This is a genomic window from Actimicrobium sp. CCI2.3, assembly GCF_035019065.1.
GTDB lineage: Bacteria > Pseudomonadota > Gammaproteobacteria > Burkholderiales > Burkholderiaceae_D > Actimicrobium.
The window spans coordinates 59,038-80,249 of the sequence record NZ_JASJWR010000026.1; the positions used below are offsets into that span (position 1 = coordinate 59,038).

15 protein-coding genes are annotated in these 21,212 nt (G+C 57.3%); all 15 read left to right on the forward strand.

Going from position 1 to position 21,212, the window contains the following annotated elements:
* Positions 1–76 precede the first annotated feature (76 nt).
* Positions 77–790 (forward strand): transglutaminase-like cysteine peptidase, encoded by a 714-nt coding sequence (locus QN370_RS14975; RefSeq protein ID WP_322126653.1) that lies wholly within the window; start codon positions 77–79, stop codon positions 788–790.
* 31 nt (positions 791–821) lie between these two features.
* The gene (locus QN370_RS14980) at positions 822–2,777 is read left to right on the forward strand and encodes an EAL domain-containing protein (protein ID WP_322126654.1); all 1,956 of its coding nucleotides are present in this window, start codon (positions 822–824) and stop codon (positions 2,775–2,777) included.
* A gap of 27 nt (positions 2,778–2,804) precedes the next feature.
* On the forward strand, positions 2,805–3,578 hold the full coding sequence (locus QN370_RS14985) for a hypothetical protein (protein ID WP_322126655.1): 774 nt from the start codon (positions 2,805–2,807) through the stop codon (positions 3,576–3,578).
* Positions 3,579–3,615: 37 nt separating this feature from the next.
* Positions 3,616–4,452: a rhodanese-related sulfurtransferase gene (locus QN370_RS14990; RefSeq protein ID WP_322126656.1), complete on the forward strand. Its 837-nt coding sequence runs from the start codon at positions 3,616–3,618 to the stop codon at positions 4,450–4,452.
* An 11-nt stretch (positions 4,453–4,463) separates the two neighbouring features.
* Positions 4,464–5,381: a pseudouridine synthase gene (locus QN370_RS14995; RefSeq protein ID WP_322126657.1), complete on the forward strand. Its 918-nt coding sequence runs from the start codon at positions 4,464–4,466 to the stop codon at positions 5,379–5,381.
* Between the two features lie 125 nt (positions 5,382–5,506).
* On the forward strand, positions 5,507–8,980 hold the full coding sequence (locus QN370_RS15000; RefSeq protein WP_322126658.1) for a response regulator: 3,474 nt from the start codon (positions 5,507–5,509) through the stop codon (positions 8,978–8,980).
* Between the two features lie 29 nt (positions 8,981–9,009).
* Positions 9,010–9,816 (forward strand): CheR family methyltransferase, encoded by an 807-nt coding sequence (locus tag QN370_RS15005; protein ID WP_322127222.1) that lies wholly within the window; start codon positions 9,010–9,012, stop codon positions 9,814–9,816.
* Complete coding sequence (locus QN370_RS15010) at positions 9,816–11,045, forward strand: hybrid sensor histidine kinase/response regulator (protein WP_322126659.1); 1,230 nt, start codon at positions 9,816–9,818, stop codon at positions 11,043–11,045. The genes QN370_RS15005 and QN370_RS15010 overlap by 1 nt, the downstream gene beginning before the upstream one ends.
* 313 nt (positions 11,046–11,358) lie before the next feature.
* Positions 11,359–11,562 carry a DUF5397 family protein gene (locus QN370_RS15015; protein WP_322126660.1) on the forward strand — a complete coding sequence of 68 codons (204 nt, stop codon included), beginning with the start codon at positions 11,359–11,361 and terminating at the stop codon, positions 11,560–11,562.
* 1,620 nt (positions 11,563–13,182) lie between these two features.
* A complete protein-coding gene (locus QN370_RS15020) occupies positions 13,183–14,334 on the forward strand; it encodes a hypothetical protein (RefSeq protein WP_322126661.1) in 1,152 nt (383 codons plus the stop codon).
* A 4-nt stretch (positions 14,335–14,338) separates the two neighbouring features.
* On the forward strand, positions 14,339–15,136 hold the full coding sequence (locus QN370_RS15025) for an ABC transporter permease (RefSeq protein ID WP_322126662.1): 798 nt from the start codon (positions 14,339–14,341) through the stop codon (positions 15,134–15,136).
* A complete protein-coding gene (locus QN370_RS15030; RefSeq protein WP_322126663.1) occupies positions 15,133–15,789 on the forward strand; it encodes an ABC transporter ATP-binding protein in 657 nt (218 codons plus the stop codon). Before QN370_RS15025 ends, QN370_RS15030 begins: the two co-directional genes overlap by 4 nt.
* The gene (locus tag QN370_RS15035) at positions 15,786–17,072 is read left to right on the forward strand and encodes a glycosyltransferase family 1 protein (RefSeq protein ID WP_322126664.1); all 1,287 of its coding nucleotides are present in this window, start codon (positions 15,786–15,788) and stop codon (positions 17,070–17,072) included. Before QN370_RS15030 ends, QN370_RS15035 begins: the two co-directional genes overlap by 4 nt.
* A complete protein-coding gene (locus tag QN370_RS15040; RefSeq protein WP_322126665.1) occupies positions 17,069–20,935 on the forward strand; it encodes a DUF4214 domain-containing protein in 3,867 nt (1,288 codons plus the stop codon). The genes QN370_RS15035 and QN370_RS15040 overlap by 4 nt, the downstream gene beginning before the upstream one ends.
* A gap of 51 nt (positions 20,936–20,986) precedes the next feature.
* A partial coding sequence (locus tag QN370_RS15045; RefSeq protein ID WP_323581742.1) for a hypothetical protein occupies positions 20,987–21,212 on the forward strand: 226 nt, incomplete at its 3' end.

Consider the following 21,212-nt stretch of genomic DNA (forward strand, 5'->3'; position numbering starts at 1 on the left):
ACAGGGAGGAGAACGCCTTTGATGCCGCGCGGGTATCTTGCCGGTTTGTTTCTTCGGAACCTGGCGGTCCTGCGTTATGCCTGATCCGGTTCCGGTTACAAGCCGACTCGGCCAGCTTGCCTGTCAGAGCCTGCAGTTGCTGTTACTGCTGGCCGCGCTGTGCATGGGCATTGCCAGCGTCCGGTCGGTCGAGTCGGACATCGTCTTGCCGGCGCGTGTGCTGGCCGCTGCCGAACTCAAGTACGGGGCAGGCGCGCGCGAGCGGCTGGCCGCCTGGCAGCAACTGGTGGGCAGTGCGCATGGCCGTCTCGAAGCCGACAAACTCAGGCTGGTCAATGATTTCTTCAACACGATACCGTTCGTTTCCGATCTGGAGCACTGGGGCCGGGAAGACTACTGGGCGACGCCGACCGAAATGCTGGCCAGCAATGGTGGTGATTGCGAGGATTTTTCGATTGCCAAGTATTTTTCGCTGGTCGCGCTGGGCGTGTCGATCGATAAATTGCGCATCACCTATGTCAAGGCGCGTGACATCAATCCCGTCAGTCAGGCGCACATGGTGCTGACGTATTACGCCACGCCGGGGGCGATGCCGCTGGTGCTGGACAACCTGATTCCCGAGATCAAGCCGGCGTCGCAACGGCCCGACCTGACCCCGGTGTACAGCTTCAACGGCGATGGCCTGTGGCTGGCCAAGGCGCGCGGCGACGGCAAAGCCGTCAAAGGCGGCTCCGGCAATATCAGCCTGTGGCGCGGGCTGATCGCGCGCATGGGTAAGGAATTCGACTGATGCGTCCATTGCACCTACTCCCAAGGAAATCATGACTCTCCTGCGACAACTTACCGCCGTGATCATTGCGCTGTTCGTCCTGCTGTTTGCCGGCACCGTCGCCATCAGCGTCTCGGATACGCGGACCTATCTCGACAACCAGCTCAAGACGATTTCGCAGGACACGGCGACCTCGCTGGGTCTGAGCCTGTCGCAGGATTTTGCCGACGCCGACATGATTCTGGTCGATAGCAAAGTCAGCCTGATCTTCGATAGCGGCTATTACCGCGAAGTGACGGTCGCCGGTCTCGATGGCAAGGTCCTGGTGCAGCGTCTGGCCATGGCGCAGGTGCCGGATGTGCCGGCCTGGTTCGTGCGGCTGTTTCCGATCGAGACCCCGCGCGGCCAGGCACTGATCATGTCCGGCTGGCAGCAGGCCGGTACCATCACCGTGGCCGCCAATCCGGCAGCGGCTTATGCGACGTTGTGGATCAGCAGCGTCAAATCATTCTGGTGGTTCTTCGCCACCCTGATACTCACGTCATTGCTGGCGATGGTCGCGCTGCGCCTGATCCTGCGTCCTTTGCATCTGGTCGAAGCGCAAGCCCGCGCCATCTGCGACCGCGAATATCCGGTGCAGGACAAACTGCCGTGGACGCTCGAATTGCGCAACGTTGTCGTCGCCATGAATCGCATGACGCGCAAGATCAAGGCGATGTTCGACGATCAGGCCGACGCCATGGAGCGCCTGCGCACCGACAGTTATCGCGATGCGCTGACCGGGCTGGCCAACCGGCGCTATTTCGACATGCAGCTCCAGCAAATGCTGGCCTCGGACGAGGAATTCCATTCCGGCGCCTTGCTGCTGGTCGAACTCAAAGAGTTCAAGTCATTCAACGAACGGCGCGGCTATACCGCAGGCGACGAGTTGCTACGCGGGGCGGTGGCCGTCATTGACGAAGTCGTGCAGGCCGAAGCGGGTATCGACTGTTTCGTCGCCCATCTGGCCGGTGCCAGTTTTGCGCTGGTGGTGTCGCATGTCAGCGAACCCGAAGCGATCGCGTTCGGCGAACGGCTGGCGGCGGCACTGGCACAATTGCAGCAGCGTGGTCTGGCCGATAGCGCGGACGTCGGACATGTCGGCATGGCGTTTTACCGGCATCAGAGCGCCAGTCAGTTTCTGTCCGAAGCCGACACCGCGCTGCGCGCTGCGCAAAACAAGGGACCCAATGCCTTGCATGTCCACGCCAGCCGTGGCGCGGCTGTCGTGGCCTGGCCAGCGACGCGCTGGAGCACATTCCTGCGCGACGTGATCACAGACAAGAACATCGTCCTGCATCTGCAGCCGGTATTGCGCAATACCGGCGAGCAGGCGGTGCTGCATTACGAAACCTTGTTGCGGGTCACTGGCGAGGATGGCCAGCTGATCCCGGCGGCGGTCTTCGTACCGATGGCCAAGCGGCTTGGACTGATCCAGCAGATCGACCGGCTGGTAGTGGCCGAAGTACTGCTGCGCTTGCAACAGCAGCGCTATGGCGAGAACCGCATCGCAGTCAACCTGTTCCCGGCGACGCTGCAGGACACCGGCTTTGTAGCCTGGCTCGATGCTGCCTTGCAGGCTGATCCGGTCGCCGCCAGACGTATCGCCTTCGAGGTGCCGGAATACGGCGCACTGGAGAACCTCGATGCACTGCGCGCACTGGTCAATCTCGTGCACCGTCACGGCAGTCAGTTCGGTATCGATCATTTCGGACGTGGCTTTGCCTCTTTCGGCTATCTGGCGACGCTCAAACTCGATTACCTGAAGATCGACGGCAGCTTCATCCGCTGCATCGACACGCAGCGCGATAACCAGTTCCTGGTCGAAGCGATCTGCAAGATTGCCCACGGCCTGGACCTGCAAGTCATTGCCGAATCGGTCGAAACAGACGCCGAACGGACCATGCTGGCCACCCTGAAAATCGATGGCGTGCAAGGCTTCGGTATCGGCATGCCGGGAGAGCGGTAATGGTTGGCGTCACAAGCACGTCGCAACATGCTTGACCTGTTCGGTCCGCGCTGGCACATCGGCTGTTCGCCAACTGGTCTGGCACTGGTGCAGCGAGACCGCTTCGGCCATCATGTCGGCGTGGCCATCGAACGTGACTGGCCAGCCGGAGCCGATCCGGCAGCCATGCTGAGAAGCCAGCTCCACATTGCGCTCGACCAGGCCGGTTGCGCCGGTGCCCGGGCCACGCTGGTGTTGTCGGATGACTGGTGCCGGATCGGCATCGTGCGCTCGGCAGCGCAGATGGCCGGGTCGTGCGGCACCGCAGCCGGGACGGGAGGCTGGATCTGGCAAGCCAGTGCCGGCCAGCCTTGTCTGGCGGTGGCCATCCCGGCCGTGCTGCAGGCGATGTTGCTCGACACGGTGGCGCGCTATCGCTTGCGCGGCGTGGTGCCGGTGCCGCACTGCCTGGTGGCGTGGAAGCGCTGGCAGGGCGAGTTAAAAAGGGGTGACTGGTTCGGCATCGTGCACGACAGCAGGATCCTGCTGGTGAGTCGCACCTCCGGAAAAATGCAGGGAGTCATGCAGCAGTTACTGCATCAGGACGACATGAAAAATCCGGACTGGCTGGCCGCCCGCGCCTGCATCGAATCGGCACGACTGGGTGTGCCCGCCCCATCGCGCATCGCACTGTGTGGCGAAGTGCCTGAACCCTGGACCAGGGCGTTGCCCGGTCAGTTGGCCTGCATTGCGCTGCGTGAAAAAAAATTGCCAGCGGGCTCACTCGCGGTGGCGCTGGCGCAAGCCGGTATCCCGGCCTGATCTGGTCGTGTACAGCGCAATCTGCGACAATTCGGCCATGACTTCCCTTGTTCCCGATTCCCCTGATTCAGCCGCCGCACTCTGGCACAGCGCTTTCTATCAATTCGTCGTGCTCGACGATCCGGACGCCGTCGTGCTGCAGTTGCGCTCGCTCACGCACGCGCTGCTGGGCAGCGTGCTGGTGGCTGAAGAAGGCATCAATGGCGTGCTGGCCGGAACGGCTGCCGACCTCGATGCCTTTGAAGCGGCGCTGACTGCCGACCCGCGCTTTTGCAGCATGGCCTTCAAGCGCAGCGCTTGCACGACACCACCGTTCGGTCGCCTCAAGATTCATCGCAAAAGCGAGATCGTGTTTATGGGCGTGCCCGGTGTCGATGCGGTGCGTCCGACCGGCATCAGCGTCAGTCCGCACGCATGGCGCGAGCTGATCGCCGCCGAGGATGTGGTGGTGATCGACAACCGCAACAGCTTTGAATACCGGCTCGGCAGATTCAACAATGCGGTCGATCCGCTGGTGGCCAATTTCCGCGATTTCCCCAAGTACATCGAAGCCAACGCGCCAGCCTGGCAAGCCGCCGGCAAACGGGTCGCGATGTACTGCACCGGCGGCATCCGCTGCGAAAAAACCAGCGCCTGGATGCACGACATGGGCATTGAAATTTACCAGCTCGAAGGCGGCATCCTGAATTATTTCCAGACCATGCCCGACGCTGAAAAAGACTGGCAAGGCGAATGCTTCGTGTTCGATAACCGCATTGCGCTCGACACCCGCCTCAACGAAACCGGCACCACGCTCGAGGACGTCTACGACGGCGAGCCCGATGGCGCATGGCGCTTGCAGCGCGCCCGCCGCCTCGACCAGTCCGGTTCGTGACGCACACCGGCATGACCCCGCCCGAGCGCGATGGCGTGGGGGCCAGCGCGGTGGCCTTGCCGCCCGGTCCGTGGAGCTTGCTGCTGGATTTTCTGGAAGTGCAGTTCCCGGCGGTCGGACGCGCTGCGTGGCAACGCCGCATGGAACAAGGCGACGTGCTCGATGCCAGTGGTGCAGCGCTCGCGGCGCAGGCACCGTATCGCGCCCATACCAAGGTATTTTATTTTCGCAGCCTGCCCACCGAAGCGGTGATCCCGTTCGACGAAGTCGTGCTGTTTCGTGATGACACGCTCATCGTCGTCGACAAGCCGCACTTTCTGCCGGTGACACCAGCCGGGCGCTACCTGCAGCAAACGCTGCTGGTGCGCCTCAAGCGCAAGCTCGGTATCGCGACACTGGCACCGATGCACCGGATCGACCGCGAAACCGCCGGCCTGGTCCTGTTCACGATACAGCCGGCGACCCGTGCGCTGTATCAGGGGCTGTTCCGCGAGCGCGCCGTGACCAAGCATTACGAAGCAATTGCGCCGTGGCGGCCCGAACTGCAGTTCCCGATGCAGGTACGCAGTCGGCTGGTCGATGCCGCGCACTTCATGAAAATGTGCGAAGTCGACGGCGAGCCCAATGCCGAAACACGCATCGAATTGCTCGAAGTGCAGGGCGCGCTGGCACGCTATGCGCTGCATCCGCTAACCGGTCAGCGCCATCAGTTGCGCGTGCAGATGGACGGGCTCGGACTGCCCATCCTCAATGACCAGATTTATCCGCACCATGCGCCCGAACTGCCGCCCGGCACACCGCCGGATTACAGCCGGCCATTGCAATTGCTGGCGAAATCACTGGAATTCATTGATCCGCTGTCGGGTTTGCCGCGCCATTTCGAGAGCCGGCTTGCGCTGCATTTCGGAGCGTTCGCCACACCGCTGTGACAAGGCTGGTCTTTGCCGGTAAAGGCAACTTTTGGACAGTCAATTTAAATACCAATAGTAAAATCTTGTTTTCCCATGAGTACCTTTTTGTACGTTAGACTGCGCATCCTCACTTCAGGAATGACATGCCAGACGCCTCTGCTTTGGATCACACCAGTTTTCGTCGTATCCTCGCGCGCAACATTACTTTGCCGCTGGTAGGAGGGGGGCTCAGTGCGCTGATTTTCGTCTTGCTGATTTTTTATCTGCTGGCCGAACTCAAGTCGGTCGAGCATTCCGAGCAGGTCATCGGTAATGCCAATGAAATTAGCAAGCTGGCAGCTGACATGGAGTCGGGCATGCGGGGTTTCGTGGTGTCTGGCGATGAAGACTTCCTGTCGTCCTACCAAACCGCGCGTCCGAAAATCAAGGTGGATACGGACGCCCTGACGCTGCAGGTGAGTGACAATCCGACGCAGGTCGCGCGCCTTGGCATGATCGGAAAGCTGCAGACCGACTGGGATGTCTTTGCTCAGGAAGCGATCATGTTGCGTCGCCAGAACGGTGATGCTGCCGCGCTGTTGCGCACCGGTCGCGGCAAATTGCAGTTCGACCGGATCCGTACCGAAATCAATGCTTTCCTGGAGGTCGAACAGCGCTTGCGCCGTGAGCGCACGGACAGTGCGCGTGATGCCACGATTAACGTGGTCGTGCTGTATCTGATCCTGATCCTGTCAATGACCGGCTTGCTGGCGTTCTTCGGGCGGCGCGACCTGATGCGCTTGTCGGGCGTGTATGGCACGACCTTGCTGGAACATCAGCAGCATGCGGTGCTACTGGAGTGCCAGGCTTGGCAGCGCACCGGACAAAGCCGGCTGGTCAGCCAGAACCTGGGTCAGATGACGATGCCGCAATTGGGTCGCAGCGTCCTCGATTTTCTGGCCGGGACCATTCACGTCAGTGTCGCGGCACTGTACGTGCAGCAAACCGACGGGGCCATGCTGCGTGTTGCCAGCTATGGCCTGAGCAAGGACGATGAACAGCGCGACCAGACGCTCGAGGCGGGCGAAGGCCTGGTCGGTCAGGCCGCCCTCGGTCGCCGTTTGCTGCATCTCCATGATCTGCCCGAGACCTACCTCAACGTCCGCACCGGGCTAGGCCAGATGCCGCCACGCCATCTGCTGTTGCTGCCGCTGACGCACGACGGCCATGTCAACGGCGTACTCGAACTGGGCTTTTTGCAGGCACCAGCCGAACGCGATAGCGAGTTGCTGGAGTTATTAGCGGCCAATATCGGCAGTGCGTTACAAGCCGTGCTGGTTCGTGCCCGCTTGCAGGACGTACTGGCCGAGACGCAGGAGCTCAATGAAGAAATGCAGGCGCAGCAGGAAGAGTTGCGCGCATCCAATGAGGAACTGGAAGAACAGTCGCACGCACTCGAAGTGAGCCAATCCATCCTCGAAAACCAGAAGGCCGAACTGGAGCAGAGCAACCATCAGCTGGCGCTGCAGGCCGTCGCGCTGGACCAGAAAAATACCGACCTCGGTATCGTGCAATCCGAGCTGGAAGAGCGCGCCCGCGAACTGCAGCGCGCCAGCAATTACAAGTCCGAGTTCCTGGCCAACATGTCGCACGAGTTGCGCACGCCGCTCAACAGTTCCCTGATCCTGGCCAAGCTGCTGGCTGATAACCGGCACGGCAATCTCAATGACGAGCAGATTCGTTTTGCCGAAACGATTTATTCGGCCGGTAACGACTTGCTGGTGCTGATCAACGACATTCTTGATATCTCCAAAGTCGAAGCAGGCATGCTCGAACTGGTACCCGACGTGATTCCGCTGGAGCAGCTGATGGTGTCGTTGCGGATGACGTTTGACCCGTTGACTCAGGACAAGAAGCTGACGTTTTCTGCCCGGCTCGCCGACGATGCCCCGGTCAGCATCTTTACCGATCGCCAGCGCCTCGAGCAAATTCTCAAGAACCTGCTGTCGAACGCGGTCAAGTTCACCGAGCGCGGGCAGGTCGCGCTGTTCGTCGAACAGCAGGCCGATGGCATGATTGCTTTCCGAGTCAGCGACTCCGGTATCGGCATTGCCACCGACCAGCAGGAAGGCATTTTCGAAGCGTTCCGGCAAGCCGACGGCACCACCAGCCGGCGCTACGGCGGCACCGGACTGGGGTTGTCGATCTCGCGCGATCTGGCGGCCTTGCTGGGTGGGGCGATCACGCTGACCAGCGTGGTTGGCGAAGGCAGCCTGTTTACGCTGGTGTTGCCGGCCATCGCCACGGCGGTACCGGACGCGGCGTCGGTGAATGCGTCGGTCATTGCGCCAGTCGTCACGCACGCATCGAGTGTGCTTGCCGAGGTATCGGACAGCGGCTGGCCTGTGCCGGCAGCGATGTTTAGCGATGACCGCCAGCATTTGTTCAGCGACGGCCGGACCTTGCTGGTGATCGAGGATGATGCCGTCTTTGCCCGTATCCTGTTTGACGTGGCGCACGACATGCACTACCAGTGTCTGGTCACGCACGGTGCCACCGAAGGCCTGGCGATGGCGGGTAACTACCTGCCCGATGCGGTCCTGCTCGACCTCGGCTTGCCCGATGGTTCCGGCATGGCAGTGCTGCAATGCCTGAAAGCAGATCCGGCGACCCGGCACATTCCGGTCCACATTATTTCCGGTTCCGACCGGGCGCGCACCGCGCTGCAGCAGGGTGCGGCCGGTTACGTGACCAAGCCGGCCACGCGGGCGCGACTCGAGCAGATCTTCGCGCAAATCGAGGGGCAAACCACCCGGACCACCAAGCGCGTATTGCTGGTGGAAGACGATGTGCGTCAGCGCGAAAGTGTGATGCACCTGATCGGCGACGAGGATGTCGAGATCACCGCCGTGGCCTCCGGCGAAGAAGCGATGGCGCTGCTGCACAGCGTGACCTACGATTGCATGATCATCGACCTGTCGCTGCCCGACATGCAGGGCCAAGAACTGCTGCAACGCATGGGCACCGATCTGGTCAGTGCGTTTCCGCCGGTGATTGTCTACACCGGGCGCAACCTCACGCGCGACGAAGAAACCGATCTGCAAAAGTATTCGCGCTCGATCATCATCAAGGGCGCACGCTCGCCCGAACGCCTGCTCGACGAAGTCACGCTGTTCCTGCACAAGGTCGAATCCAAACTGTCGCTGGAGCGCCAGGGCATGCTCAAGGCGGCACGCAACCGCGACCGCGTGTTCGAGGGCCGCCGCGTCCTGCTGGTCGATGATGATGTGCGTAATATTTTTTCGATGACCAGCGCGCTCGAACATCAGGGCCTGACGGTGGTGGTTGCACGCAACGGCTTCGAGGCACTCAGCCAGCTTGATGCGATTGCCGATGTTGACCTGATCCTGATGGATGTGATGATGCCCGGTATGGACGGCCTCGAAGCCACCCGCCACATTCGCGCGGATTCCCGTTTTCGCAATCTGCCGATCATTGCGATCACCGCCAAGGCGATGAAAGATGATCAGGCGCGCTGCCTCAGCGCCGGCGCCTCGGACTACCTCGCCAAGCCGGTTGATCTGGATCGCTTGTACTCGCTGTTACGGGTCTGGCTGCCGAGCATGGAGCGGTTGTGATAACGGCGCTGTCGACCGGCGACATCGAAATGCGCCTGCTGATCGAAGCCATCTATTTGCGCTACAGCTACGACTTCCGCGATTACTCGGAAGCCTCGCAGGCGCGTCGCGTGCTGCATGCCATGGTGCAGATGGATTGCCGGACGGTGTCCGAATTGCAGTCCCGCGTGCTGCATGATGAAGAGGCGTTTGCCCGGTTGCTGCAATATCTGACGATCCCGACCAGCGAGATGTTTCGCGATCCATCGTATTTTCTGGCGTTGCGCGAGCAGGTCGTTCCGTTCCTGAAAACCTATCCCTCGCTGAAGATCTGGATCGCCGGTTGCAGTACCGGCGAAGAAGTGGTGTCAATGGCCATCCTGCTGCACGAAGAAGGCTTGCTCGAGCGCTGCATTCTGTATGCCACCGACATCAATCCGCACTCGCTGGATCGGGCCCGCAAGGGCGTGTATCCGCTTGACCGGATGGACCACTATGCGCAGAGCTACCGTCAGGCAGGCGGGCGTGCCAATCTGTCTGATTACTATACTGCGGCGTATGAGTCAGCGCTGTTCGACCGGGCCCTGCTGGAACGGGTCAGCTTTTCCGATCACAGTCTGGCGACCGACAGCGTGTTTTCGGAGACGCACCTGATCTGCTGTCGCAACGTGATGATCTATTTCAACCGGCAATTGCAGGAGCGCGCGCTCGGCTTGTTCCACGAGTCGCTTTGCCATCGCGGATTTCTTGGTCTTGGCAGCAAGGAGAGTATCGATTTTTCCGGCCACGCCAATCTGTTTGACCCGCTCGTCAGGAATGAGCGGATTTACCGCAAGAGCGCATTGGAGAATGCCTGATGCTTGAACCACTTGCTGGAGGGGTTGCCGACCCGGTTGCCGACCCGGTTGCAGTCCCGGTGGAGGAACCCGCCCGCATCAAATTGCTGATCGTCGATGACCTGCCCGAAAACTTGCTGGCGCTCTCGAAAATCATCGAGCAGGAAGATCGCCTCGTCTATCAGGCGCGTACCGGCGAAGCCGCGCTGGCGCTGTTGCTCGAACATGAATTCGCCCTCGCCATCCTCGACGTGATGATGCCGGGGATGGACGGCTTCGAGCTGGCCGAACTGATGCGTGGCACCGAGCGCACCCGCACGATTCCTATCGTCTTTGTCAGCGCCGCCGGCAAGGAACTCAATCACGCGTTCAAGGGATATGAAACCGGTGCGGTCGATTTTTTGTACAAGCCGCTCGACATCGCCGCCGTGCAAAGCAAGGTCAACGTGTTTGTCGCGATGCGCCGGCAGCAAAACGACATGGCGCGTCAGGTCGCCGCGCTCGAAAAAAGCCAGCGTGAACTGCAGGCCACGAAAGACGAACTGCGCCACGCGCTGCAACTGCGCGATGATTTCATGTCGATGGTCGCGCACGAATTGCGCACACCACTCAACACCTTGCTGCTCGAAACGCAGTTACGCGGCATGCATCTTGATCGCGACAACCTCGACGCCTTTGCACCGGACCAGTTGCGGCGCATGGTCGCGCGCGACGGGCGGCAGATCAAAAGCATGATCCGGCTGATTCACGACATGGTCGATGTCTCGCGCATTCGCAGCGGCAAGCTGTCGATCCGGGCCACGGAGTTTGACTTGTCGACGTTGCTGCAGCAAGTGGTCAGCGACCTGGAGCCGCAGGCGGAGGTCGCCGGCTGTCGGATGTCGCTGGACGCGTCCGAAAGCCTTTGCGGTAGCTGGGATGATTTCCGGGTCGAGCAAATCATCATCAATTTGCTGACCAACGCATTGCGCTACGGTGCCCGCAAGCCGGTCGAAGTAGCCTTGACCGCCGAGTCCGGCCATGCCATCGTCACCGTGCGCGATCACGGTGGCGGTATTGCCCTGGCGCACCAGCAGCGCATCTTTGCGCCGTTCGAGCGGCTCGGCACGAACACCGTGCGCGAGGGCCTCGGACTGGGTTTGTACATCGCCCGGCAACTGGCGGAGGCGCATGGCGGGACTCTGGAAGTGATCAGCACGGAAGGGGACGGGGCGATGTTTGTGCTGCGCTTGCCGATGGCGGTAGCATGATTTTCTGGAGGGGGTTTTTCAGGGTGGATTGACGGCATCGACAGGTGTCGCGGCTTGCAGCCGAAACTCGTCATGCTCTCAATTAGCGCCGTTTTGAGTCCAGATTAATTGCGACTGAACGAAACGTGAGATGTAGTGATTCGACGATGCTTATTATTGGCTGTTGCGGAGGGCAATAAAACGGAAGTTTGTAGTATCACCGCTGGCAGCATGGTAAACGGCCTAAAAATGTCGTCAACCTCACAGAGAGATTCCGTACGAGATACAAGCTTAATTTATACTTTTATCTCACCAGTTTTTTACAGGTTCGCCTATGAAAACCAGCCCATCTTTCCCATCGCCAAAATTACTCGGTGTTTTTAAGACTTTTGGCGTGTTCGGACCAGCCTATCAGGTGATCGACGCTGTACGGCAACTCGCCGACGGCGATTGGATGATGCGTGTACGCCTGCTTGAAACGAGCGAAGAGGTCGAATACCGTTATACCCATGTCCTCGACGACCCCAAAGTCGCCTGATGTACGCGATCGCATTTGATCTGGTGGTGGCCGATACCGAGCAACATCATCCCAAGGGAGTATCGCAGGCGTAAGCCGAAATTGGTGCCACGCTGGCGAAGTTTGGATTCCGTCGCGTTCAAGGCAGTTTGTATGTCACTGACGACGAAAACATGGCGCAACTATTCGTCGCAATACAGTCGCTCAAATTGCAAGCCTGGTTTCCTCCTTCCGTGCGTGACATCCGCGCCTTCCGTATTGAGCAGTGGTCCGATTTCACTCCTGTCATCAAGGGAGTCATGTGATGCTCATTGGCTTTGTCTTTGCCGATAATTAGAACCTTGACTTGCTAAACGGCAGCTAGCCACACAGCGTGCAGTCGCCCTGCTGGAAGATGACGGAGTAGAAACAGCGCGTGCTCTGGTACGAGTGCCACGAGTCGGCCAGATTGGATTACCTATCTTCGCGCTGCCTGGCAAGGATGTGGGACTGACGCCATCGACAGTGGCCGCGTTGATACCGGAACAGCCATGCCCGAAATGATGGATGGCGTCTGTCATTAAACAAACCTCCGTTTTGTTGCCCTTGGCAACAACGAATGAGCGCACCTTCCTGCCACCACCTCTAGTCTCCCGTCCAGCCGCGATAAATATGAGCATGAGTTGCCGGTAGGTCGCAATGATCATGAGCTCAAAACGGCGTTGCTAACGAGTAGGACTATTTTCGGTTGTAAGTCGTGACAGATAGTCTGGCAACACCACTGCGAGGCTGATTTCAAGGGTCGTGCAGCGCCTCGCCGCCGTCGAGTCGAAGGAAAGACCATCGCGGTTTTTCTGAAAACAACAAACTCTGGCGGTCTGCTTGATCAGCCGTCACGATCTCACTGGCAAACAGCTGCGGGCCTTGCCCTGCGGTGCCGGTATCAAGGTAACTTGAGAATCGCTCCTTGCACCAGCCAAGTAATTCACTGAAGCAATAACACTCTCGTTTCGCAATGTTTGCCGCAGCACTTGCTCGCCCTGGAGACACGCGTTCACCCAACCCGGCAGGTTTGCAGTGCTTATCGTGCCGGTCTCCTCAACCAATGGTTTTTCTCGACAAGAGTCTTCGTTTCGATGCCTGTCCGTATCGATAAGTTTCTCTAAATCACAATTTATTGAGGTACCATGTCGTCACTTATCTAACCAACCACATATGAAATTGCTAAGATAAATTGTGCATTTTTCGTATTGAATTATTTTTTTTTACTTGAAATAACAACCTTTAATAGTGCTACCATATGCAACGATAAATTTACTGATAACAATTTTAACAATATATGTGGTGATTTTCAGGGCTTGGCTTAGGAAAACTGAAAGGCAAACGCAGGGGGAGGGGTTATCTCTCGGAGAGCAGGCGGGTTTGATCATCTTGGAACACAGGCGCAAACAATGCACCCGTCATGACCGCCTCGGCATTGCAGGTAGCCAAGGCGAGCAGAGGAAGGCGCGGACGCTTGTGGTTGCGGGAGGGGAACGTTTTTCGGGGCGTTAGCAGCTGGAACCGTAATTCTGGCATCGACGAAATCAGTGTTGAACGTACGCATCAAACTGCTTTTTTCGAAATTGTAAAAGCATCACATTAGGAATGCACCCTTTGGAAATGCAATCAGCTTTGGAGTTAAAAGCCTCCAGCGATACGTGGTCCCAAACTTTCAAAAGAAGAGTGGCCAAGCTGGACCGGTTGTTTCTGCTGACGGTAACGTTACCAACGTTATTGGCGACCCTCTACTTCGGTCTGATTGCGTCGGATGTCTACATTTCCGAATCACGATTCGTCGTGCGTAGTCCCGAACGCCAGGCTGTCACCGGACTGGGAGCGCTACTCAAGGGCGCAGGATTTTCCCGTTCGCAGGACGATACCTACACCGTGCATGAATTCATGCGCTCGCGCGACGCCCTTGCCAAAATCAACGCACAGCTTCCGCTTGCAAAAGCATTCGGCAACAGCACGACCGACCTGTTCAGCCGATTCAACGGATTTGGCATGGACGGTAGTTACGAGGCGCTGTATCGCTACTACCAAAACCACATCGTCATTGACCTGGACACAGCCTCCTCCATTTCAGGCTTGAAAGTCAGTGCCTTCAAAGCCGAAGACGCACACCGCATCAATCTGCTGTTGCTGGAGATGGGCGAGAGCCTGATCAACCAGCTCAACGAGCGTGGCCGGCAAGACATGATCCGCTTTGCTACCTCCGAAGTGGCCACCGCGGAACAGAAAGCCAAAGCCGCTGGCCTGGCGCTGTCCGGGTATCGCAATGATCAAACGGTGTTCGATCCCGAGCGTCAATCGGCGCTTCAGCTGCAGCTGATTTCCAAGTTGCAAGACGAGTTGATCGCCACCAAAACGCAGCTCGATCAGGTGCGTACCTTCACTCCGGAAAATCCCCAAATCCCCGCCTTGCAAAAACGGGCATCAAGCTTGCAAGCCGAAATGGCGTTGCAAATGGCCAAAGTGGCCGGTAGCGGTGGCACGTCGCTGACCAACAAGACAGCGGAATTCGAACGGCTGAGCCTGGACCGAAGTTTCGCCGAGAAGCAACTCGGCGGGGCGCTGGCCTCGCTGGAGCAAGCCCGCAATGATGCGCAGCGCAAACAGCTTTATCTGGAACGCATCGTTGAGCCGAATACGCCGGATATCGCGGTCGAGCCACGCCGGCTGCGGGGTATCCTGGCAACCTTCATCCTGGGACTGATGTGCTGGGGTGTGCTGACCATTCTGGTTGCTGGTGTCCGCGAGCACAAGGACTAAGACAATGTCCGCCCTCACTCAAACGCCGCTACGTCGATCCTTGACCATTCAGGCAAGGGTGATCGGGGCGTTGCTGATGCGGGAAGTCATCACTCGCTATGGTCGTCACAACATTGGTTTTTTGTGGTTATTTGTCGAGCCGATGATGTTCACGCTGGGCGTGACGGCGCTGTGGAATGCGACTAAAGCAACCCATGGTTCAAGCTTGTCTATTACGGCATTTGCGGTGACCGGCTATTCCTCAGTTTTGCTATGGCGCAATACTGTCATGCGCTGCAGTGGTGCCATTACGCCCAATCTCAGCTTGATGTACCACCGCAACGTCCGGGTCATTGATTTGTTTGCTTCGAGAATCATTCTTGAAATGGCCGGAGCTACCATTTCGTTCGTTGTATTGACACTGTTCTTTAGTGCCATTGGCTGGATGGCATTACCGGACGATGTACTCAAGATGGCGTTTGGCTGGGCATTGCTGGCCTGGTTTGGTGCTGCACTCGCATTGACCATTGGAGCACTCAGCGAGCGTTCGGAACTGGTAGAAAAGATTTGGCATCCCGTCTCGTATTTGCTGTTTCCGCTGTCGGGCGCTGCCTTCATGGTCGACTGGCTGCCGTCATCGGCACAGACCGTCGTGCTGTGGCTGCCGATGGTGCATGGCGTGGAAATCCTGCGCGAAGGGTACTTCGGCAAGGCCGTGCACGCGCATTACGACGTTGCCTACATGTCGTTCATTAACCTGTGCCTGACGCTGCTCGGGCTTGCGCTGGTCCGGGAAGCCGGTCGCCGGGTGGAGCCGGAATGATCATGCTCGACAACGTCAGCAAGGTCTATCCGACCCGGTCGGGCCCGCGCACCGTGCTTGACGGGATCAATCTGCGTGTTGCCAAAGGCGAAAAAATCGGGATTCTGGGGCGTAACGGTGCCGGTAAATCGACCCTGATCAGGATGATCAGTGGCGCAGAATTGCCCACCAGCGGCCATATTCATCGTGGTATCAGCATCTCCTGGCCGCTGGCTTTTGGCGGGGCCTTTCAAGGCAGCCTGACGGGGCTCGATAACTTGCGTTTCATTTGCCGCATCTACGGTGCCGATATCAAGCCCGCCATTCCCTTCGTCGAAGAATTTTCGGAACTGGGTGCCTACCTGCGCGAACCCGTAAAAAAATATTCGTCCGGCATGCGCGCCCGGTTGGCGTTTGCGATTTCGATGGCAGTCGAGTTCGACTGTTTCCTGATCGATGAAATCGTCTCGGTAGGCGATAGCCGATTCCATGAGAAATGCCGTGTAGAACTCTTTGAAAAACGTAAAGACCGCGCCATGATCCTGGTCTCCCATGATGCCAACTATGTGCGTGAACACTGCGATCATGCCGCCGTCCTCGTCGCCGGAAAACTGCATTCGTTCGACCAGGTCGACGAGGCCTTCGCGTTCTATCACGCGCATGCGGCATCATGATGAACGCACTATGCCTGAACGCTAAAGTCAATCTGGCGACACTGCTGCCCGTGCCGATTGCACGGAGATTGCTGCAATGGCCTGTGCGTGGTGATGCAATCACTGACGAGGCAGCCGGCAAGAAACAACTGTTGATCGATGTCTCGGTCATCATCAACAACGATGCCCGTACCGGCATACAGCGTGTGGTCAGGGCGCTACTCCTGCAACTGCTGAGGCAACCGCCGGACGGATGGCAAGTTCGCCCGATCTTTGCCACACGCAAGCATGGTTACCGCTACGCGCCAGCTCAGTTCGGTTTGCCTGACGCCGACATCCCAAGCCTGACCGCGACAGATGTCGTGACGGTCGGCACCGGTGATCTTTATCTCGGACTGGATCTGGCCGCACACTTGTTGCATCTGCATGGGACCGAACTGGCGCAATGGAAGCGCAACGGAGCCGAAATCCACTTCGTCGTCTATGACTTGCTGCCGGTGTTACACCCCCAATGGTTCAAGCCCAAGACCACGCGCAATTTTCGCCGATGGCTCAGGACGATCGCCATTTTTGCCGATAGCATCATCTGTATTTCCAACACGGTCAAAGCAGAACTGGCGCACTGGCTGCAGCACCGTTACGCCTTGCCCGGCACGACGATCCCTATCCATACGATTCCGCTCGGGGCGGACATACAGGCCAGCGCGCCCAGCAGCGGCTTGCCAGACAATATCGACCAGCTGTTACGCGAGTTCGGCAGCAAGCCCACCGTGCTGATGGTCGGTACGCTGGAGCCGCGCAAAGGGCACAGTCAGGTACTCGCTGCGTTCGAAGCGCTTTGGCAACAGGGCCGCGATATTAACCTTGTCATCGTTGGCAAGCCCGGATGGAAGACCGAGCCGCTGCAGCGCAGTTTGCTGTCTCATCCGCAAAACCGCATACGCCTGCACTGGCTCGACAGTGCCAGCGACGAATTGCTTGAACTGCTCTACACCTGTTGTACAGGTGTCGTCGTTGCTTCAAGGGCCGAAGGATTTGGCTTGCCGTTGATCGAAGCGGTGTTCCGCCACAAACCCGTTCTGGCGCGCGATATTCCCGTATTCCGCGAAATTGGCGGGAGCCGTGTGACCTTCTTTTCTGGCGGAACGGTCGCCAGCTTCGCCAGCGACATTGATGCCTGGCTGGCACAAATAAGTTCACTACAACCACGCGTAGGCAGAAGCCCGAACGCATTGACCTGGCATGAAAGCGCGGAGCAACTACTTGTGCAAATGAAATTACCCGCCTTGAGCATACTGCTATGAACAAGCCCGACATGCTTATCCGGACAGATGGCCAGCAGGATCATCGTGGACCGGTGTTTATCCACTCGTTGTGGCGCTCCGGCAGTACCTACCTGTTTTCGGTATTTCGCCGCTCGACGGATGGCTATTGGTGCTATCAGGAGCCGGTGCATGAAATAGCGCTCCTGTCCAAAGACAGCCCGGAAAACTTGCTGTCATTTGTCGGTGACAGAATGCGTGCGCTGCGACACCCGGCGTTGACCGACTCGTATTTTCTTGAACTCTATGAGGTGGCGGCACATTGGCGTGAGGTCATTACCAAGCCGATGATTTACGACGAGTATTTTTCGACGCAGACCGAGAACCGTTTGATGGACTATTTGACGGCATTGATTACCCATGCCAAAGGTCGCCCGGTGATTCAGGAGTGTCGAACATCGTGCCGGGTCGGTGCCATCAAGAAAGCATTGGGTGGTACCCACATTTATTTATGGCGTAATCCGTGGGACCAATGGTGGTCCTATAAAAGTACCTATTATTTCGACCTGACAAGCCAGCTCATCCTCAATGCGCCAGGTCATCCCGATGTCATTGCCCGATTAAAAAAAGAGATCGGGTTTGAGTGTTTTCACAGCAATGACATCAATCAGGAGCTGGCGTATTTTGATCGCAACCGTCTATCGGCAGAACACAGCTACCTGGTCTTTTACATGCTGTGGTGCCTCGGGCTCTTCGAAGGCATCGACCATGCTGATCAGTTATTAAATATCGATACGCTGAGCACCGGACAACACTATCGCGACGAAGTCAGGCAGCAACTTCGTCAGTTTGGTGTCACCAATATCGATTTTTCTGACTGCAAAGTGCCGCAGACTTATTACGACGCAAAAGACAAAGACTTCTTCGTCGCGCTGGAAGATCAGGTGCATGGGCTACTGCTGTTGAGTGGTTTTTCTCAGGCAAAACTCGATCGCCTGCAGAGTTTGCGGCAATCAAATGAACCCGAATTATGGGCCGCGCCCACAACCGATATGGTTGCCGAAAAAATACTGGCGGATGGCGTGCGTGCGCGCGAGATCGTGGTGCGGTTTGAAACGGAAAACGCAGCGCGTCTTGCACGCACTAGCCACCAGCTGGCAAATCAGCAGAGCGAGCAAGCGCAACAGGCTGCAGCCCAACTGCATATGGCCCAGCAACAGGCGGCCAGTGATCAGGTCGAACTGGTGCGCAGTTTCGATGAGCAAAAGCAATCATTTCAGCGTCAGCATGCCGAGCAGGAACGTGCTCTGCAACGCGAGCACGCGATGCGTGAGCAGATTCTCAGCCAGGAACTGCAGGCTAGTCAGGAAGAGTTACGCCGCGTTGAGCAAACGCAGTCGAAGCGCGAGCAACTACTGGTCGAACAAACCGGCAAATCGCGACGGGAACTCGATGACGTGCTGCACACACTGGTGCAGCGCGAGCAGAGCGTTGGTGCCCAATTGCTGGCGATACAGCAACAAGCCGCCGTCGAAAAAACTGAGTTGATCCATCGCCATCGCGATCAGGAATTCGCGCTCACTCTTCAGCAAAACGAGCGTGCGCAAGAACTCAGGGCGGAGCTGCAAGCCAGTCAGGATGAACGCCTGGATTTGCAAAAGGACCGGGCAAGGCGCGAGCAGGAAGTCGGGACCCAGATTCTGACAAGTCACCAGCAAGCCATGCAGGAATTGGCCGCGCAGGCAAGCCGGCACCAGGTGGAAACGGCCGCCTTGCATCGACAGCAGAGCGAACGCGAGGCTGCTCTCAACCTGCAACTGCAAGCGGGCCAGCAGGAGCTGCGCCGTCTGGAGCAAGACCGGGCCGTGCGTGAAAAGGAGTTTGCCGAGCAATACAGCCAGGTTCGCCGGGAGTCCGAAAGCCTGCTATCGGCATGCAATGATCAGCACAGCGAGCGTGAGCAATTACTCAGGGCGGAGCTGCACGCCAGCCAAACCGCACTGCAGGATGCGCAAAAAGACCGTGCAAGGCGCGAACAGGAAGTTGGCGCGCAGGTACTGGCGCACCATCAGCAAGCCATGCAGGAATTGGCAGTACTGGCAAGCAGGCACCAGGCGGAAACGGCTGCCTTGCATCGACAGCAGGGCGAGCGCGAGGTTGCCCTCAACCTGCAACTGCAAGCAGGCCAGCAGCAGCTGCGCCGTCTGGAGCAAGACCGGGCCGTGCGTGAGAAGGAGTTTGCCGAGCAACACAGCCTGGTTAGCCAGGAGAACGAAAGCCTGCTAGCCGCGAACAATCATCAGCACAGCGAGCGTGAGCAATTACTGAGGACAGAGCTGCAAGCCAGCCAAATCGCGCTGCAGGATTTGCAAAAAGACCGGGCAAGGCGCGAACAGGAAGTCGGCACGCAATTGCTGGAGAGTCACCAGCAAGCGATGCAGGAATTGGCAGTGCAGGCACGTAGACACCTGGAGGAAACCGCTGCCTTGCATCGACAACACGCTGAGCTAGAGGTTGCCCTCAACCTGCAACTGCATGAGGGGCAGCAAGAGCTGCGTCTGCTGGAGCAAGACCAGCTCATGCGTGAAGAGGAATTTGCCGAGCAATACCGCCTGGCTCGCGAAGAGTCGGAAAACCTGCTGAGTATTCAGGTACGGCGCGAGCAGGAAGTGATCGGGGAGTTGTTGACTGTTCAGCAACAAACAGAGCAGGAAAAGGCTGAACAGTTACGTCAGCACGGCGATCAACTGGATGCGCTCCAGCACCAGCATCACGTGCGCGAGCAGATCCTGATCCGGCAACAGCAATCCGTACAAGAAAATCTCAGCCGTCAGGAGCAGGCGTGGGCGCTGCGCGAAGAAGTACTTACTAAAGAACTCGCAGTCTCGCAGGCGCTCGATCTTGCTCAGCAATTGCAGGCGCAACGATATGAGGCGGAACTTGCCACCAGATTGGCTGAGCACCAGCAGCTAACAGATGCTTGCACAGCGCTGGAGGGGCAGCTCAGAGCTGAAATTCTGGCGGAGCAGGATGCTAGTTTGCAGTTGCTTCAAAGACTGTCCGAAGTACAACAAAGCCTGGCCACTACACATGGGTCACTTGTCTGGAAGATAACTGCACCACTGCGCAAGCTGGCTTCATTCGCTTCTCCAAAAAACAAACCTAATTTGGCTTCCTCGATCATGAGTGAGGCAAAGCCACCCCAGGCCAGTATCTCGCCTGGTTTGAAATTACCGCAGCTAATCGGTCAACCCGCTTCTATTGAGGCCATCATGCTTACCCCCGTATCAGTGATTAATCCGCCCCTTTCATTCGTCGCAGCCACACTGGATGAGTTGATGGCTCTTCACGACCAATATTTTGTTCACTGTGCTTATCAAACGCTTTTGGGTAGGGCTCCGGACTCTGAGGGCTTGGGTTATTACTTGGGCCGATTACGCGCTGGATTTCCTAAGATACAGACACTGGTACAAATATGCTTATCAAAAGAAGGCAAGACACGTGAAGTCGCGCTATTTGGTCTTAGTACAGCGATTCAAAGTTACCGAAGAGAGCACTATCCACTACTCGGATGGATATTCATGCTGTTCAATAATCCTGAAGGAAATCATCCCGTCGAACGAAAACTACGTGGTATTAAAAACCAGCTTTTTTTAATAAGTAATGAGAGCAGTTGTCGTTTCGATAAAATAGAAGCTGCATTGAATGCGTTACAGCAATTGGTAGTATTGCAGACTCAATCTGCTGGTATGGCATTCACTGAAAATCTATTACCTAATAATATTTCAAAAAAAGTAAAAGACGATAACAAGATTTTTCAACTGTCAAATAATAATAACTTTAAAGAGAGTCATGATTTACTTTATATTGAAAATTTGATAGCAATATCAAAGGAAATAAAATAACACAATACATTATCTGAATTGGTACGGCACACATAAATTATTGGATTTTAAATGAAGCAACGAATTTTTATTAGTAATTCAATTGATGAAGAAAAATTGCCATTTATCGCTGCGGAGGAATTTAAATTTGGAAGGGCTCATTATTCCTGGAAGATTATTGCTAATTTATATCGGCAAGGACTTGAGACTGCTGGCTTGGAAACGATAAAAATAGTAAGACCGGAAATTTATCAAACGAAAATTGCTCAGAGTATTCTTGGTTTAAGGCCTGATGATG